The 14,614-nt window shown below is 70.9% G+C and carries 14 protein-coding genes; 4 read left to right on the plus strand and 10 right to left on the minus strand.

Annotation, left to right across the window (positions count from 1 at the left end; genetic code table 11):
• Positions 1-9 precede the first annotated feature (9 nt).
• Both NGB36_RS17800 and NGB36_RS17805 read right to left on the minus strand, forming a co-directional pair.
• A complete protein-coding gene (locus NGB36_RS17800; protein WP_255921298.1) occupies positions 10-993 on the minus strand; it encodes an isopenicillin N synthase family dioxygenase in 984 nt (327 codons plus the stop codon).
• Positions 994-1,088: 95 nt separating this feature from the next.
• Complete coding sequence (locus tag NGB36_RS17805; RefSeq protein ID WP_255921299.1) at positions 1,089-1,532, minus strand: nucleoside deaminase; 444 nt, start codon at positions 1,530-1,532, stop codon at positions 1,089-1,091.
• A 120-nt stretch (positions 1,533-1,652) separates the two neighbouring features.
• Between NGB36_RS17805 and NGB36_RS17810 the strand changes: the two genes are divergently transcribed.
• Positions 1,653-2,921 carry a PucR family transcriptional regulator gene (locus NGB36_RS17810; RefSeq protein ID WP_255921300.1) on the plus strand — a complete coding sequence of 423 codons (1,269 nt, stop codon included), beginning with the start codon at positions 1,653-1,655 and terminating at the stop codon, positions 2,919-2,921.
• Between the two features lie 24 nt (positions 2,922-2,945).
• On the opposite strand, the gene NGB36_RS17815 is transcribed toward NGB36_RS17810, so the two are convergent.
• Positions 2,946-4,427 (minus strand): purine-cytosine permease family protein, encoded by a 1,482-nt coding sequence (locus NGB36_RS17815; protein ID WP_255921301.1) that lies wholly within the window; start codon positions 4,425-4,427, stop codon positions 2,946-2,948.
• A 204-nt stretch (positions 4,428-4,631) separates the two neighbouring features.
• On the opposite strand from NGB36_RS17815, the gene NGB36_RS17820 reads away from it, so the two are divergent.
• Positions 4,632-6,191, plus strand: coding sequence for a purple acid phosphatase family protein (locus NGB36_RS17820; protein WP_255921302.1), 1,560 nt, complete (start codon positions 4,632-4,634; stop codon positions 6,189-6,191).
• Here NGB36_RS17820 and paaE read toward each other — a convergent pair.
• The 6 genes from paaE to NGB36_RS17850 all read right to left on the minus strand — a co-directional run bounded on the left by paaE (position 6,179) and on the right by NGB36_RS17850 (position 11,072).
• Entirely contained in the window at positions 6,179-7,297 is a 1,119-nt protein-coding gene (gene paaE / locus NGB36_RS17825) for a 1,2-phenylacetyl-CoA epoxidase subunit PaaE (protein ID WP_255921303.1), read from the minus strand. The genes NGB36_RS17820 and paaE overlap by 13 nt on opposite strands.
• Complete coding sequence (paaD, locus tag NGB36_RS17830; protein WP_255921304.1) at positions 7,298-7,837, minus strand: 1,2-phenylacetyl-CoA epoxidase subunit PaaD; 540 nt, start codon at positions 7,835-7,837, stop codon at positions 7,298-7,300.
• Positions 7,831-8,715: a 1,2-phenylacetyl-CoA epoxidase subunit PaaC gene (gene paaC / locus NGB36_RS17835; protein ID WP_255921305.1), complete on the minus strand. Its 885-nt coding sequence runs from the start codon at positions 8,713-8,715 to the stop codon at positions 7,831-7,833. The genes paaD and paaC overlap by 7 nt, the downstream gene beginning before the upstream one ends.
• Positions 8,716-8,723: 8 nt before the next feature.
• On the minus strand, positions 8,724-9,017 hold the full coding sequence (gene paaB, locus NGB36_RS17840; RefSeq protein WP_255921306.1) for a 1,2-phenylacetyl-CoA epoxidase subunit PaaB: 294 nt from the start codon (positions 9,015-9,017) through the stop codon (positions 8,724-8,726).
• Positions 9,014-10,030, minus strand: a complete 1,017-nt coding sequence (gene paaA / locus NGB36_RS17845; protein ID WP_372509472.1) for a 1,2-phenylacetyl-CoA epoxidase subunit PaaA — start codon at positions 10,028-10,030, stop codon at positions 9,014-9,016. Before paaA ends, paaB begins: the two co-directional genes overlap by 4 nt.
• Positions 10,031-10,214: 184 nt before the next feature.
• Positions 10,215-11,072, minus strand: a complete 858-nt coding sequence (locus NGB36_RS17850) for a 3-hydroxyacyl-CoA dehydrogenase family protein (RefSeq protein ID WP_255921308.1) — start codon at positions 11,070-11,072, stop codon at positions 10,215-10,217.
• Positions 11,073-11,274: 202 nt separating this feature from the next.
• Here NGB36_RS17850 and paaK point away from each other — a divergent pair, with 202 nt between their 5' ends.
• A complete protein-coding gene (gene paaK, locus NGB36_RS17855; protein ID WP_255921309.1) occupies positions 11,275-12,597 on the plus strand; it encodes a phenylacetate--CoA ligase PaaK in 1,323 nt (440 codons plus the stop codon).
• A 16-nt stretch (positions 12,598-12,613) separates the two neighbouring features.
• On the opposite strand, the gene NGB36_RS17860 is transcribed toward paaK, so the two are convergent.
• Positions 12,614-12,883: a DUF6343 family protein gene (locus NGB36_RS17860; RefSeq protein WP_255921397.1), complete on the minus strand. Its 270-nt coding sequence runs from the start codon at positions 12,881-12,883 to the stop codon at positions 12,614-12,616.
• Positions 12,884-12,954: 71 nt separating this feature from the next.
• Here NGB36_RS17860 and NGB36_RS17865 point away from each other — a divergent pair, with 71 nt between their 5' ends.
• Positions 12,955-14,592, plus strand: coding sequence for an ABC-F family ATP-binding cassette domain-containing protein (locus NGB36_RS17865; RefSeq protein ID WP_255921310.1), 1,638 nt, complete (start codon positions 12,955-12,957; stop codon positions 14,590-14,592).
• Positions 14,593-14,614: the final 22 nt, after the last annotated feature.

The following is a 14,614-nucleotide window of genomic DNA, read 5'->3' on the forward strand; positions in this document are numbered from 1 at the left end:
GCGGCGTCCTCAACTCACGGTGATGGCATCCAGCTTGGCCTTGAGATAGGTGGAGGAGTCCACCGGTTCATGGGCCATCCTGCCGATCGGTGCGGGGAGCGGGATCACCGGGGTGTGCGGATCGCACTCGTAGAAGTAGACCAGCGACATCAGATCCTCCTCCGGTTCCTGCGGAGACGGCGGCAGGACACGGTGGCGCCCCGACCGCCAGCGGTCACCGGTCCACCGCGCCATCAGATCACCGATGTTGACGGTGAGCGCCTCCGGATCGTACGGAGCGTCCTCCCACCCCACGCCTTTGTCGGCCGGGTCGGTGTAGACCTGCAGGCCGCCCCTGCCCTGCTGGCGGTCGAGCAGCGTCACCGTGCCGAAGTCGGTGTGCGGGCCGATCCGGTACTGACCCGGCTGCGGCTCGCCGAGGACCCCCGTGCCCGGGTACCAGTTGATGTTGAGCGTGTAGGTGGGGTGCGTGGTGTGCCGAGTGAAGAACTCCTCGGTCTGGCCGAGCGCGGCGGCGAGCAGCCGCAACAACTCGTCGGCGAGGGTGCGCATCTGCGTCATGTACGCCTCTACGACCTCGCGCAGCACCGGCACCTCCGCATCGGGCCAGACGTTGGGCTGGAACCAGAACGCGTCGACCGCCTCGTCGCCGGTCGGCCGGTCCGCACCCACCGACCACGACTCCTTCAAGTCCGGCGGTGTCTTTGTGCCCTCGGCATGGCCGTTGGCCTCCGCCCCCTGACCCAGCCAGCCGCGCCCGCCGACGCTCACCGCGTACCGCTCCTTGACCTCGGCGGGCAGGGCGAAGAACCGCCTCGCCGCCGCGCGGACCCCCTCCCGCGTCTGCCGGCTGATGCCGTGCCCGGTGACCAGGAGGAAGCCCGCGCGGGAGAGCGCCGCGTCCACCTGCTGTGCGGTACGGGCGCGGGCCTGAGGGTCGCCCGAGAGCCAGGGGCCGAGATCGATCACGGGTATGCGCGGTGAGCCGGTCATGGCGCTCCTCGTTCCTGGAGGTTCATGGTCCGTTCCTGGTCCGTGCCTGGTCCGTGCCTGGTCCGTGCATGAAGGGGGATTCCCGGTGCGCTGCCTCACCGGCCGATGTCCTCGTTCCACAGATCGGGCCGCGCGGCGATGAAGTCGCGCATCATGGCGGCGCATTCGGCGTCGTCGAGCACGGTGATCTTCACGCCGTGCCCGGCCAGCCACTCGTGGCCGCCCTGGAAGGTCTCCGCCTCCCCGATCACCACATGGCCGATGCCGAACTGTCGCACCAGCCCCGAGCAGTACCAGCAGGGCGAGAGGGTGGTGACCATGGTCGTGGCGCCATAGCCGCGCAGCCGCCCGGCCGCCCTGAAGGCCGCCGTCTCCGCATGCATCGACGGGTCGTCGTCCTGCACCCTGCGGTTGCGGCCGCGCCCGAGCAGCTGCCCGTCCGGGCCGAAGAGCGCTGCGCCGATGGGGATGCCGCCCTCCGCGAGGCCGAGCCGCGCCTCGTCGAGGGCGACTGCGAGCATCGCTGCCGTATCCGTCATGACTCCACTGTGGTCGTCGGTGAAACACTCGTGCAACGTACGGAAAGTACTCTCCCGGGCACCTCGGGCCGGACACGGTGTCCCGCGCCCGCACCCCGCCGCAACCGCCACGGAGTCGCCATGGTCCTCACCCTCCGCGACATCCTCGCCTTCGATGTGCTCGACGAGGCCGCCCCGGAAGTCCTCACCGGGCAGGACGGCCTCGACCGGCCGGTCCGCTGGGTCCACTCGAGCGAGATCTACGAGATCGGCCCGCTGCTGTGCGGCAGTGAGCTTCTCCTCACCACGGGCCTCGGCCTCGCCGGCGCCGACGCAGGGGCGCGCCGCCACTACGTACGGGATCTTGCCGAGCGGGGCGTGGCCGGGGTCGCCGTCGAGGTGGGCCGCTCCCTGCCCGACGTGCCGTACGAGATCGTCGACGAGAGCCGCAGGCGTGACCTGCCGTTGGTCGCGCTGCGCCGCGTGGTGCCGTTCATCCGGATCACCGAGGCCGCCAACACGGCGATCGTCACGCAGGCGATGGCCGAGCAGAGGCGGCAGCCGGCCGATCGGGAGGGGCGCAGTGCCGCCCTCCTCGCCGGACTGGAGGAGGGCACCGCGCTCAGCCAAGGGGAGGTGGCGGCGCGGGCCCGTGCGGTCGGGTTCAGGCCCGAGCCGTCGCACCGGCTGGTCGGGGTCGCCGTGCTTGCGCACCCCTCGGAGGAGCAGGGACTCGCCGTCGCCGTCGCCGTGGTCGACCGTGCGGCACGTGAGCTGGGCGGACCGGTGCTGCGGGCCGGCCGCGCCGGCGCCGTGACCGGCCTGTTCGCCGTCCCCACGGGCTGCCCGCGCGATCCCGTGCGCACCGTCCAGGAGGCAGTACGCGCCGCGGCGGACGGCCTCGGGGCCGCCGGGCTGACCGCGGCGCTCGGACACGCCGTCCCCGGGGGCGCCGCGTGGACCCGCTGGGGCGAGTCGTTGCGGGAGGCCAGAAGCGCGCTGCGGCTCGCCCTCGCCGTACCGCCGCCCGGCACGCCGGCGGGAAGCGCGCCTGCGGGCGCGCTGGTGACCTCCTCGCGGGCGCTGGCCCTCGAAAGGGAGCTGGTCGGCGACGGGCTCACCGCCGAGTCCCGCGACCGGCTCGCCCGGCTGGTCGGCCGCACCCTCGGCCCGCTTCTGGAGTGGGAGGCCAGCCACCCCAGCGACCTGGTGCGCACGCTGGAGGTGCACCTGCGCAACGGCTGCAGCCCGACCCGGACCGCCGCCCTGCTGCACGTCGGCCGCCAGTCGCTGTATCAGCGTCTGGAACGCATCGAGTCGCTGCTCGGCGCACCGGTCGGCGACCCGGAGCTCCACGCCGAGCTGCTGCTCGCCACCTGCGCGCGCCGCGTCCTGCACACGGCGACCTGACGCACCGGGCGCCGCGGCACTGGCTCACGCGCCGGCCGGGGCGGCCTCCGCGGGCGAACCGGCATCCGACGGGCCGAGGCCGGGGACCTTCTGCAGCGCGAGATGGAGCACCCCGGCGATGACGAAGCCCGCGGCGAAGGCGATGTCCCCGATCTGCGGACAGTGCTTGGCGACCAGGCCGGTGAAGTCGGTCTGGTTGGAGAAGAGCAGGATGCCGAGCACCGTGCCTACCGCCATCGCCACCGGCCCCGACCAGTTGCGGTAGCCGGCGTCCTCCAGTAGCCCCGCGGTCTGCGCGGCCGCGTGACCGCGGCGCAGATACCGGTCGGTGAAGACGACGGCCAGCCAGGGACCGATCCAGTAGGTGATGACGAGGAGGAAGTTCTCGTACCGCTGTCCGGAGTCGTGCAGTCCGGTCCAGGCGACGACGGTGCCTACGACACCGAAGGCGAGGGCGACGGTGGCTCGCCGCATCGTGGCGGGCAGTTTGATCCCCATGGCGACGAAGGAGAGCGCCCCGGAGTAGATGTTGAGCGCATTGGCGGCGATGCCGCCGATCGCGATGGCGAGCAGCGTCAGATCACCCAGCCAGCCGGGGAGCGGGTGGATGAACGCACCGGTGAGGGTGGCGTCCTTGGGCGCGATGATGGTCGCCGACGCCGCACCGACGAATTCCAGCACCACGCAGGAGGCGAAGACGCCGAGGCCGGGCCAGAGCGCGACCTTCCAACGGGCGGTGGCCCGCGGCAAATAGCGGGTGTAGTCCGAGGCGTAGGGGTTCCATCCGGCCGCGTAGCCGAAGGCGGCGCCGGCGGTCAGCAGGAAGGCACCGGCGAAGGCGTGTGAGCCGTTGGCGGCTGAGGGGTGGGAATCGGCCAGAATCACGCCGGAGGCGGCGAGGAAGACGACGGTGAGCACCGGAAAGGTGTACTTCTCCGCGGTGTGGATGAAGTTGTGCCCGAAGAACGCCGTCGCGATCTGCAGGGTGACGACGATGAACAGGCACAACAACAGCGGCCAGCCCAGCAGGGTGTTGAGGGCGTATGCGGCGCTGACGCTGTTGACGGCGAACCACCCGATGCCCGCGGTGAGCGCGTTGAGGCCGGCTGGCAGCGCATTGCCGTAGAAGCCGAACGCCGAGCGCCCGGCGACCATTTGCGGCACGCCGAAACGCGGTCCGCTCAGGCCCAGCAGGGCGTGTGTGAGCGAGCCGAGTGCCGTGCCCAGCACGATGGCGAGCACGGCGGGCCAGAAGCCCAGGCCGAAGATCCCGACCCCGAGCACCCCGATGAAGACGGTGGCGAACTCCATGTTGGGGCTGGTCCATGTCCACAGCAGTTGCAGGGGATTGCCGTGTCGTGCATCGTCGGGCACGGGCTCGGCGCCGGTCGGTTCGACGGCGAGTACGTGGTGGCCGTAGGCGGCTATCTCGGAGGGATCGGCCTGGGCGAGGGCGACGGTGGCGGGAGCGGAACCGTCACCCCCGGAGGGAGGGGTGGTCGTCATGTGGCCACTATGGGGCGGATGCGGGGGACGGTAAACGTGCAGCGCGTCGTGTCTACGCGGGTTCCCTGCGTACGGACCGTACGTACCGGGTGTGTTGGGGGCCGCTGCCGTTTCCCTGACGTTGCCATGTGATTTCCGGTGTTGTTCACTGCGGTGTCGGCCGGCCGTGCGCCGTTCGTCGCCCCGATCCGAGGATGATCGCCCATGAGCGGTGTGCGGAGGGAAAATCCGGCAGGGGTCAGCAGGCGGGGCCTGTTGGCGGGTGCGACGGCGGTCGGGCTGAGCGGGGCGGTTACGGCACCGGCCGCGGCGTCCCCGGTGCTGTGGGAACATCCGGGGCGGCTCGATGCGCCACGCGTGGCAGGGCTGCACCTGCAGTTCGGGGCCGACGCGTCGCGGGAGGTCGTGGTCTCCTGGCACACCACGGCCTCGGTGTCGCGGCCACGGGTGCTCTACGGCACCGCGAGCGGAGGCTTCGGTCGTACCGCGCAGGCCGACACCACCACGTACCGGGACGCGAAGTCCGGTACGGAGGTGCAGGTTCACCACGCCCGGATCGCAGGGCTGCGGCCCGACACCGACTACGTCTACGCCGCTGTGCACGACGGGGCGGCGCCGGAGCTCGGCACGGTGCGCACCGCTCCCCGCGGGCGCGGGGCATTCACCTTCACCAGCTTCGGCGACCAGGGCACGCCGACTCTCGGCAAGCTCTCGGGCGGCGCGTACGTCAACGACAACCTCGGCAGCCCGGCCGCCGGCGACACCACGGCGGGCGTCGAGCGGATCGCGCCGCTGTTCCATCTGGTCAACGGCGATCTGTGCTATGCAAATCTGTCGACGGACCGGATCCGAACCTGGTCGGACTGGTTCGAGTGCAACTCCCGCTCCGCCCGTAACCGCCCCTGGATGCCGGCAGCCGGCAACCATGAGAACGAACTCGGCAACGGCCCCATCGGGTACGCCGCTTACCAGAGCTACTTCACCGTTCCGGATTCCGGCGCTGGCACCGAACTGCGCGGGCTGTGGTACGCGTTCACGGCGGGCTCGGTACGGGTCATCAGCCTCGCCAACGACGACGTGGCGCTGCAGGACGCCGGCAGCTCCTATGTGCACGGGTACTCGGGCGGGGCGCAGCGCCGCTGGCTGGAGGCGGAGTTGGCGGCCTCCCGCGCCGATGCGCGGATCGACTGGATCGTGGTGTGCATGCACCAGGTCGTGATCTCCACTGCTGACAAGTTCAACGGAGCCGACCTGGGCATCAGGGAGTCCTGGGTGCCGCTCTTCGACGCCTACGGCGTGGACCTCGTCGTCTGCGGTCATGAACATCACTACGAGCGGTCGCACCCGATCCGGGGCCAGCAGCCCAACGACACGCGCACCCCGGTGCCGGTCTCCACCGACAATGACGTGATCGACACCTCCAAGGGCACCGTGCACATGGTGATCGGAGGCGGGGGCACGTCGGCGCCCTCCAACCAGCTGCTGTTCGACCCGCCACGGTGCCGGGTGATCACCGCCGTGGGCCCGGTGGATCCGACGACCCGCAAGCGTCCTCCGGTGTACGTCACCGAGGACGCGCCGTGGTCGGCGGTGCGCGACGCCGACCACTCGTACGGCTTCGCGGCCTTCGAGGTCGACCCGGGGACGAGCGGCGGCACCACGTCGATCGCCGTGACGTACTACGCCGTCAGCGGCCCGTACGGTGATCTCGTGCCCGTCGACCGCTTCACGCTCGTCCGGCCGAGGGGCCCTCAGCTGTCGTAGTCGACGGTCAGTTCGTCGGAGACCGGGTACGACTGGCAGGTCAAGACGTACCCCGCGGCGACCTCGTCCGGTTCGAGGGCGAAGTTCCGGCGCATGTCGACCTCGCCGCACCGGACCAGGGCGCGGCATGTCCCGCAGACGCCGCCCTTGCAGGCGAACGGGAGGTCCGGGCGGGAGCGCTGTGCTCCGTCGAGCACCGTGCGGTTGCGAGGGAGAACCGATTCCGTGGTGCGGCCGTCGAGGACGACGGTGACGGTGCTCACCGGTCCGGTGGGCGCGGCGTCCGCATGGTGGAACGTTTCTACGGGTGCGTCGTCGGCGTAGAACAGCTCCTGATGGACGCGCTCGGCGGGGACGCCGAGCCCGGAGAGGACCTGGCGTGCGCCCTGGACCATGCCGTGAGGTCCGCACAGCCACCAGTGGTCCGCCGAGTTGACGTCGACGAGCCCGTCGATGAGTGCGGAGAGCCGCTGCGCGTCGAGCCGCCCCGAGAAGAGCTCGGCCTCGCGCGGCTCGCGGGAGAGGACGTGTGCCAGCTGGAAGCGGCTGGGGTGCAGATCCTTCAGATCGGCCAACTCGTCGACGAACATCACCGTGTCGGTGCGACGGTTGCCGTAGAAGAGCGTCACCTCGGAGCGCGGGTGGGCAGCGAGCACGGAGGCGGCTATTGACAGCACCGGGGTTATGCCCGAGCCGGCGGCGATCAGGACGTGATGGGCTGGGACGTCGAGATCGGGAGTGAAGGCACCGAGCGGAGGCAGCACGTCGACCGTCTCGCCCGGGCGCACGCGATGGACCAGCCATGAGGAGAACAGCCCGCCCGGCACCTCGCGCACACCTATGCGCAACGGGCCGCCGACGGGCGAGCATATGGAGTACGAGCGGCGTTCGTCCCGCCCCTCGACGATGCGGCGCAGCGTGAGCGACTGCCCCGGCGCGAACGCGTACGCCTCGGCGAACTCTTCGGGCACGTCGAAGGTGATGGCCGTCGCGTCCTCGCACAGCCGCTCGGTACGGGCGACCCGCAAGGTGTGGAACTCCGGGCGGCGGTGCCGCACCCGCCGGGCCTCGGCCGGGGCGCTGGGGGAAGCCGTCAGGTCTCCCATTCAGATCTCCTTGAGGTGCTCGAACGGCTCGAGGCAGTTGCGGCAGCGCCACAGTGCCTTGCACGAGGTGGCCGAGAAGCGCGAGGTCTCCTCGGTTTCCGACGACCCGCAGCGCGGGCACGCCACTGCACGACGGGTCGGCGACAGCGTCAACGGCACAGGTCCGACTGCCCGCCGGGGCGCGGGGCCGGGCGGGGCGATGCCGTACTCGGCGAGCTTGCGGCGGCCTTCGGCGCTGATCCAGTCGCTCGTCCATGGCGGGTCGAGCACGGTGCGTATACGCACCTCCGGGAAGCCGGCCGCCCGCAGCCGCGCGGCCACGTCCGACCGCATCTCGGCCATCGCCGGGCAGCCCGAGTAGGTGGGGGTGATGCTGGCGGTCACCGTGCCGTCGGCGTCCACCTCCACCCCGCGCAGCACACCGAGGTCGGCGAGGGTGAGCATCGGCAGCTCGGGGTCGGGCACCGCCTCCGCGACCCGGCGCGCGCGGGTGCGTATCGACTCCAGGTGAGGGGCTTCCACCCGCTGTGCGGTCACCACGTCGCCTCCGGGTGGGCACGGGCCACGCTCTGCATCTCGGCGAGCAGCGGGCCCAGGGCGTCGGTGTGCTCGCCCCAACGTCCTCCGCCGGGGTGGGGATCGGCCGGCAGGGCAGGAAGGGCGAGGGTGGCGGCGTCGGCGACCTGGAGCAGCGTCGCCCCGACCTCCTCCCGTACGGCCGCCGGATCGACCCCGATGCCCCCCGCCGCCGCCTCGCGCTCGACCGGTCCCGTGGCGAACAGTTCGCCGACATAGGGCCATATCTCCTCGATGCCACGCTGCATCCGCAGATGGGACTCGCACGTGCCGTCGCCGAGCCGTACCGTCCACTGGGCCGCGTAATCGCGGTGGTACGTCAGCTCCTTGACGCCCTTGGCGGCGACCGCCGCAAGCACCGGGTCGGTCGAGCCGGTGAGCCGCTCGAAGAGCGCGAGCCGCCACGTGGCCAGTACCAGCAGCCGCGCGATCGAGAAGGCGAAGTCCCCGTTGGGCAGTTCGGCGAGCCGGACATTGCGGAGGGCGTCGGCGTCGCGGAAGTAGGCGAGCGCGTCCTCGTCACGGCCCGAGCCCTCCGCCTGCCCTGCCCGGGAGAGCAGCAGCCGGGCCTGCCCGAGCAGATCGAGACCTATGTTGGCGAGCGCCACCTCCTCCTCCAGTTCCGGCGCACGGGTGCACCACTCGGCCAGCCGCTGGGCCGACACCAGCGCGTCGTCGCCGAGAGCCAGGCAGTACGCCGCGAGTATGCGGCCGTCGACCACCTCCGGCACGACTGTGTCGACGCCGTGCAGCGGGTCCTCGAAGCCGGTGCCGAACGCCCAGCGCGCGTCGCCGTCCTCGGAGCCCTCGGCCAGTGAGAGGTACACATGGTCATCAGTCATGGCGAGCCCTAGATGTGGGGAACGTCTTCGGGGATGTCGTAGAAGGTGGGATGCCGGTAGACCTTGTCGCCGCTGGGAGCGAAGAACGGGTCCTTCTCGTCCGGCGTCGACGCGGTGATGGCGTCGCTGCGCACCACCCAGATGCTCACTCCCTCGTTCCTGCGGGTGTAGAGGTCACGGGCGTGGGTGAGCGCCATCCGCTCGTCGGCTGCGTGCAGCGAGCCGACGTGCACGTGGTTGAGGCCGCGCTTGCCACGTATGAAGACCTCGTACAGCGGCCATTCACGCCTCTCGCCCTTCATGCCGCCCGTCCTTCCTGCTGTTGCTGCTCGGCCACACCGGCCGCCTGCTTGGCCGCGTACGCGCTCGCCGCCTCGCGCACCCACGCGCCGTCCTCGTGGGCCGCGCGGCGGCGGGTCATCCGCTGTGCGTTGCACGGGCCGTCACCGCTGATGACGCGTTTGAGTTCGGACCAGTCGGGGGTGCCGAAGTCGTGGTGCCCGCGCTCCTCGTTCCACCGCAGCTGCGGATCGGGGAGGACGACGCCGAGCTTCTCGGCCTGCGGCACCGTCATGTCCACGAAGCGCTGCCGCAGTTCGTCATTGGAGTGCCGCTTTATGTGCCAGGCCATGGACTTCGCGGTGTTGGGAGAGTCGCCGTCAGGGGGGCCGAACATCATCAACGAAGGCCACCACCACCGGTCCACGGCGTCCTGCACCATCCGCCGCTGGGCCTCGGTGCCGCGCATCATGGTCATCAACAGCTCGTATCCCTGGCGCTGGTGGAACGACTCCTCCTTGCAGATCCGCACCATCGCGCGTGCGTACGGACCATAGGAGCTGCGGCACAGCGGCACCTGGTTGCATATCGCGGCGCCATCCACGAACCAGCCGATCACGCCTACGTCGGCGAAGTTCATCGTCGGGTAGTTGAAGATCGACGAGTATTTCTGCCGGCCCTCGATGAGCCGCTCGGTCAGATCGGCGCGGTCGGCGCCGAGGGTCTCGGCGGCCGAGTAGAGGTACAGGCCGTGCCCCGCCTCGTCCTGCACCTTGGCGAAGAGGATCGCCTTGCGCCGCAGCGAGGGCGCCCGTGTGATCCACTCGCCCTCGGGCTGCATGCCGATGATCTCCGAGTGGGCGTGCTGAGCTATCTGCCGGACGAGGGTCCTGCGGTAGGCCTCCGGCATCCAGTCGCGCGGCTCGATCCGCTGATCGTGCGCGATCGTGCGGTCGAAGTGCTCCTGCAGCTGCTGTTCCCCGGCGTCGCTCCCCGCCGCATTCGCGCTTTCGTGCGCGCCGTCGTTGTCAGGCATCATCGCGGGCCTCCCCTAGCCAACCCGACCGACCATTCGTTCGGTACTCTTCAGTCTCGCCCACCGTGCCACCGCTGGCAACCCCACTTCCGGGTGACCTTCCGGTGTCCGCGTCCGCCGTCGCGGCCGGGCGTCACCGCCAGGCGTCGCGGCCGGGTGTCGTGGTCGGGCATCACGGCACGCGTCACGGCCAGGGGTAGAAGCCCTGTCCCGTCTTGCGCCCCAGCTCGCCACGGGCCACCTTCTCGCGCAGCAGCCTCGGTGGCGCGAAACGCTCGCCCAGGCGCGAGTGGAGGTATTCCGCGATCGCCAGACGCACATCGAGCCCCACCAGATCGGTCAGGCGCAGCGGCCCCATGGGATGCCGGTAGCCGAGGCGCATCGCGTCGTCGATCGCCTCGGGTGCGGCCACGCCCTCCTCCACCATCCGGATCGCCTCCAGGCCGAGCGCGACGCCGAGCCGGCTACTGGCGAACCCGGGCGAGTCCTTGACCATGACGTCGGTCTTGCCCAGGCTGTGCGTCCAGGCAAGGGCCGACCGCACGGTCTCGTCGGAGGTGTCCGGCGCGACCACCACCTCGATCAGCTCGGAGGCGGGGACGGGGTTGAAGAAATGCATGCCCAGGAAGCGAGCGGGGCGACAGAGCGCGGCAGCGAGCTCGGTCACCGACAGCGAGCTGGTGTTGGTGGCGAGAACCGTCTCCCGGCCCACCCGCTTCTCGGCCGCCGCAAGCAGGGACGCCTTGAGTGCCGCGTCCTCCGGCACCGCCTCCACCACCAGATCGGCATCCTGCGGCAGCCCGTCCACCGAGTCGGCCGTCCTGATCCGTGCCAGCACCTGCTCTGCGGGCTCGGCGAGCCTGCCGCGCTCGGCCGCCCGTCGCAGCCCCGACTCGATCCGCTCCAGCGCGGCAGCGGCGGCCTCGGCACTGCTCTCCACCACCGTCACCGAGGACCCGGCAGAGGCGAAGGACTGTGCGATGCCGGACCCCATCCGGCCGCCTCCGATCACCCCGACCGATCCCGGCGCTGCTGCGGTCATGGCCGTACTCCTCCTCGACGTACCGCGGTCCTGCGGTCTTGTGTCGCCCGGTGTGCTGCGGCCTTCCGGCCCTCTTGACAGGCGGTCCGGCGGCTGGATTACTTGATTGCGCCGCGAGGCTAACCGAATGTTCGGTCGGTGCACAAGGGTGCGCACGAGACGTGGGTGCGCACGAGGCGTGCGGAGGCGGAGGAGGAGCGCGATGAGGGCGGATCCGCCTTCGCCCGGTGAACTGGACGCCGGGGAACGCATGAGCCCCGATGAGCTGACCCAGCATCAGCTCGCCTGCCTCCAGGACACCTTGAAGCGGGCCTACGACAACGTCCCTTTCTACCGCCGGTCCTTCGACGCCGCCGGGGTCACCCCCGAGGACTGCCGCAGCCTCGCCGACCTCTCCCGCTTCCCTTTCACCACCAAGGCCGATCTGCGCGAGCACTACCCGTTCGGCATGTTCGCCGTGCCCGTGTCCGACGTCCGCCGCCTGCACGCCTCCAGCGGCACCACAGGACTCCCCACCGTCGTCGGCTACACCGACCGGGACTTGTCCGTCTGGGCGGATGTTGTCGCACGCTCCATCCGCGCCGCAGGCGGCAGGCCCGGTCACAAGGTGCACATCAGCTACGGATACGGCCTGTTCACCGGCGGCCTGGGGGCGCACTACGGCGCCGAGCGGGCCGGCTGCACCGTCATCCCGGCCTCCGGCGGCATGACGGCGCGCCAGGTCCGGATCATTCAGGACTTGCGGCCCGAGATCATCATGGTCACCCCGTCCTACATGCTCACCCTCCTCGATGAGTTCGAGCGCCAAGGGGTGGACCCGCGCACCACATCACTGGAGGTCGGCATCTTCGGCGCCGAGCCGTGGACGGAGGAGATGCGCCGGGAGATAGAAGAGCGCATGGACATCCACGCCGTGGACATCTATGGGCTGTCGGAGGTGATCGGGCCCGGTGTGGCACAGGAGTGCGTGGAGACCAAGGACGGCCTGCACATCTGGGAGGACCACTTCTACCCGGAAGTCGTCGACCCGCTCACCGACGAGGTGATGGCCCAGGGCGCGGACGGCGAGCTGGTGTTCACCTCGCTCACCAAGGAGGCGCTGCCGGTCATCCGCTACCGCACCCGCGATCTGACGCGGCTGATGCCCGGCACCGCACGTCCCGCCTTCCGCCGGATGGCGAGGATCACCGGCCGCTGCGACGACATGATCATTCTGCGCGGGGTGAACCTCTTCCCCAGCCAGATCGAGGAGGTCGTGCTGCGGACCCCCGGCGTCGCGCCGCATTTCCAGATACACCTGAGCCGTCGCGGCCGGATGGACCACATGACCGTGCGCGTCGAGGCGCGACCCGATGCACCGGCCGAGCGCCGCGCGGCGGCCGGCGCCGAGATCGCCGCGGCGGTGAAGGAGGGCGTAGGGGTCAGCGTCGAGGTGGCTGTCGTCGACCCCGAGTCCCTGGAGCGCTCAGTCGGCAAGATACGCCGGGTCATCGACTCCCGGAACTCCCCAAAGGCTGACGGCTGACCGCTGACCGCGTCCGTCAACGGCGCCTGCCGCGGTCGACGGGCCAGTACGGCGGAATGTCACGCCCGGGCTGGTAGTGCGCGCCCTGGTGGATGTGGCGGATGACCACGCCCATGTCGACCAGGGCGACGAGCGCGACGGCCCCGAAGGCGGCGGCCCATCCGGGCAGGCCCGCGAACAGGAAGATGATCATTCCGCCGACGGCCCACAGCAGCCCCCACGCCGTCAGTCCGAGCCTCAGCCGGAGCGGACTGCGTGCTTGCGTCGGTTCACTCCCGGTACGCATTGCCACGCATCTCCTGATTCCAACGTACTCGCGCGGCACCAGCACGCGCTGCCGTTAGGATCTGTCCCCTTATGAGTGCAACCCTCGTCGCCAAGGACCTCACCGCCGGACACGGGGACCGCGTCCTGTTCTCGGGACTCGACCTGGTGGCCGCACCCGGCGACGTCGTCGGTCTCGTGGGCGCCAACGGCGCCGGAAAGTCGACGCTGCTGCGGATGCTCGCCGGCCTCCAGCCGCCCGAGGAGGGCCTGGTGCGGCTCAGCCCGCCCGATGCGAGCGTCGGGCATCTGCCGCAGGAGCCCGAGCGCCGCGACGGCGAGACCGTGCGCGCCTTCCTCGCCCGGCGCACCGGAGTGGCCGCCGCCCAGGCTGCCCTGGACGCCGCGACCCAGGCGCTGGTGGACGGCGCGCCCGGCGCCGACGACGCGTACGCGGCCGGCCTGGAGCGGTGGCTCGCGCTCGGCGGCGCCGACCTCGACGAGCGGGCCGACGAGGTGGCCGCCGAGCTCGGCCTCACCGTCGGCCTCGACCAGTCGATGACCTCGCTCTCCGGCGGCCAGGCGGCCCGCGCGGGCCTCGCTTCGCTGCTGCTCAGCCGCTACGACGTCTTCCTGCTCGACGAGCCCACCAACGACCTCGACCTGGACGGCCTCGAACGGCTGGAGTCCTTCGTCCGCGGGCTGCGGGCGGCCACCGTCGTGGTCAGCCACGACCGGGAGTTCCTCGCCAGGACCGTCACCCGCGTCGTCGAGCTCGACCTCGCCCAGCAACGGGTCAACACCTACGGCGGCGGCTACGAGGCGTATCTGGAGGAGCGCGAGATCGCGCGCAGGCACGTCCGTGAGGAGTACGACGAGTACGCGGAGAAGAAGGCCGCCCTGGAGGAACGCGCCCGGGCGCAGCGCGCCTGGATGGAGAAGGGCGTCAAGAACGCCCGGCGCAAGGCGCGTGACAACGACAAGGTCGGACGGAAGTTCCGCACCGAGACCACCGAGAAGCAGGCGAGCAAGGCTCGCCAGACCGAACGGCTCATCGAGCGCCTCGACGCCGTCGAGGAACCCCGCAAGGAGTGGGAGCTGCGGATGGAGATCGCCGCCGCGGCCCGCTCCGGGGCGGTGGTGTCGACGCTGCGCGGCGCCGAGGTACGGCGAGGTTCCTTCCACCTCGGACCGGTCGACCTGCAGATCGACTGGGCCGACCGGGTTGCGATCACTGGCGCCAACGGTGCCGGGAAGTCCACGCTGCTTGCGGCGATGCTCGGGCGGGTCGCACTCGACGGCGGATACGCGGCCCTCGGCCCCGGAGTGGTGGTAGGCGAGGTCGACCAGGCACGCCGGCTCTTCCACGGGGGAGAGGCGCTGCTCGTCGCGTTCGGTGCCCTCGTCCCGGAGATGCCGCCCGCCGATGTCCGTACGCTTCTGGCCAAGTTCGGGTTGAAGGCCGCCCATGTGCTGCGCCCCGCCGCGACCTTGTCCCCCGGGGAGCGGACGCGTGCCGCGCTGGCACTGCTGCAGGCGCGCGGGGTCAACCTGCTGGTGCTCGACGAGCCCACCAACCACCTCGACCTGCCCGCGATCGAGCAGCTGGAATCGGCGCTCGACGCCTACAAAGGCACGCTCCTGCTCGTCACCCACGACCGCCGCATGCTGGACGCCGTCCATGTCACGCGCCGCTTGCAGGTGACGGACGGGCAGGTCGCCGAGGTCTGAGCCAGGTCTGAGCCGGGCCCTG

Origin of the sequence: Streptomyces humicola (genome assembly GCF_024436035.1) — a bacterium.
In the GTDB taxonomy this organism is placed as follows: domain Bacteria; phylum Actinomycetota; class Actinomycetes; order Streptomycetales; family Streptomycetaceae; genus Streptantibioticus_B; species Streptantibioticus_B humicola.

What these genes read in the sequence shown, in the direction of transcription:
- NGB36_RS17800 (WP_255921298.1), bottom strand. Translation starts at nt 993, where the DNA reads ATGACCGGCTCACCGCGCATACCCGTGATCGATCTCGGCCCCTGGCTC.
- NGB36_RS17805 (WP_255921299.1), bottom strand. Translation starts at nt 1,532, where the DNA reads ATGACGGATACGGCAGCGATGCTCGCAGTCGCCCTCGACGAGGCGCGG.
- NGB36_RS17810 (WP_255921300.1), top strand. Translation starts at nt 1,653, where the DNA reads ATGGTCCTCACCCTCCGCGACATCCTCGCCTTCGATGTGCTCGACGAG.
- NGB36_RS17815 (WP_255921301.1), bottom strand. Translation starts at nt 4,427, where the DNA reads ATGACGACCACCCCTCCCTCCGGGGGTGACGGTTCCGCTCCCGCCACC.
- NGB36_RS17820 (WP_255921302.1), top strand. Translation starts at nt 4,632, where the DNA reads ATGAGCGGTGTGCGGAGGGAAAATCCGGCAGGGGTCAGCAGGCGGGGC.
- paaE (WP_255921303.1), bottom strand. Translation starts at nt 7,297, where the DNA reads ATGGGAGACCTGACGGCTTCCCCCAGCGCCCCGGCCGAGGCCCGGCGG.
- paaC (WP_255921305.1), bottom strand. Translation starts at nt 8,715, where the DNA reads ATGACTGATGACCATGTGTACCTCTCACTGGCCGAGGGCTCCGAGGAC.
- paaB (WP_255921306.1), bottom strand. Translation starts at nt 9,017, where the DNA reads ATGAAGGGCGAGAGGCGTGAATGGCCGCTGTACGAGGTCTTCATACGT.
- paaA (WP_372509472.1), bottom strand. Translation starts at nt 10,030, where the DNA reads ATGCCTGACAACGACGGCGCGCACGAAAGCGCGAATGCGGCGGGGAGC.
- NGB36_RS17850 (WP_255921308.1), bottom strand. Translation starts at nt 11,072, where the DNA reads ATGACCGCAGCAGCGCCGGGATCGGTCGGGGTGATCGGAGGCGGCCGG.
- paaK (WP_255921309.1), top strand. Translation starts at nt 11,275, where the DNA reads ATGAGGGCGGATCCGCCTTCGCCCGGTGAACTGGACGCCGGGGAACGC.
- NGB36_RS17860 (WP_255921397.1), bottom strand. Translation starts at nt 12,883, where the DNA reads ATGCGTACCGGGAGTGAACCGACGCAAGCACGCAGTCCGCTCCGGCTG.
- NGB36_RS17865 (WP_255921310.1), top strand. Translation starts at nt 12,955, where the DNA reads ATGAGTGCAACCCTCGTCGCCAAGGACCTCACCGCCGGACACGGGGAC.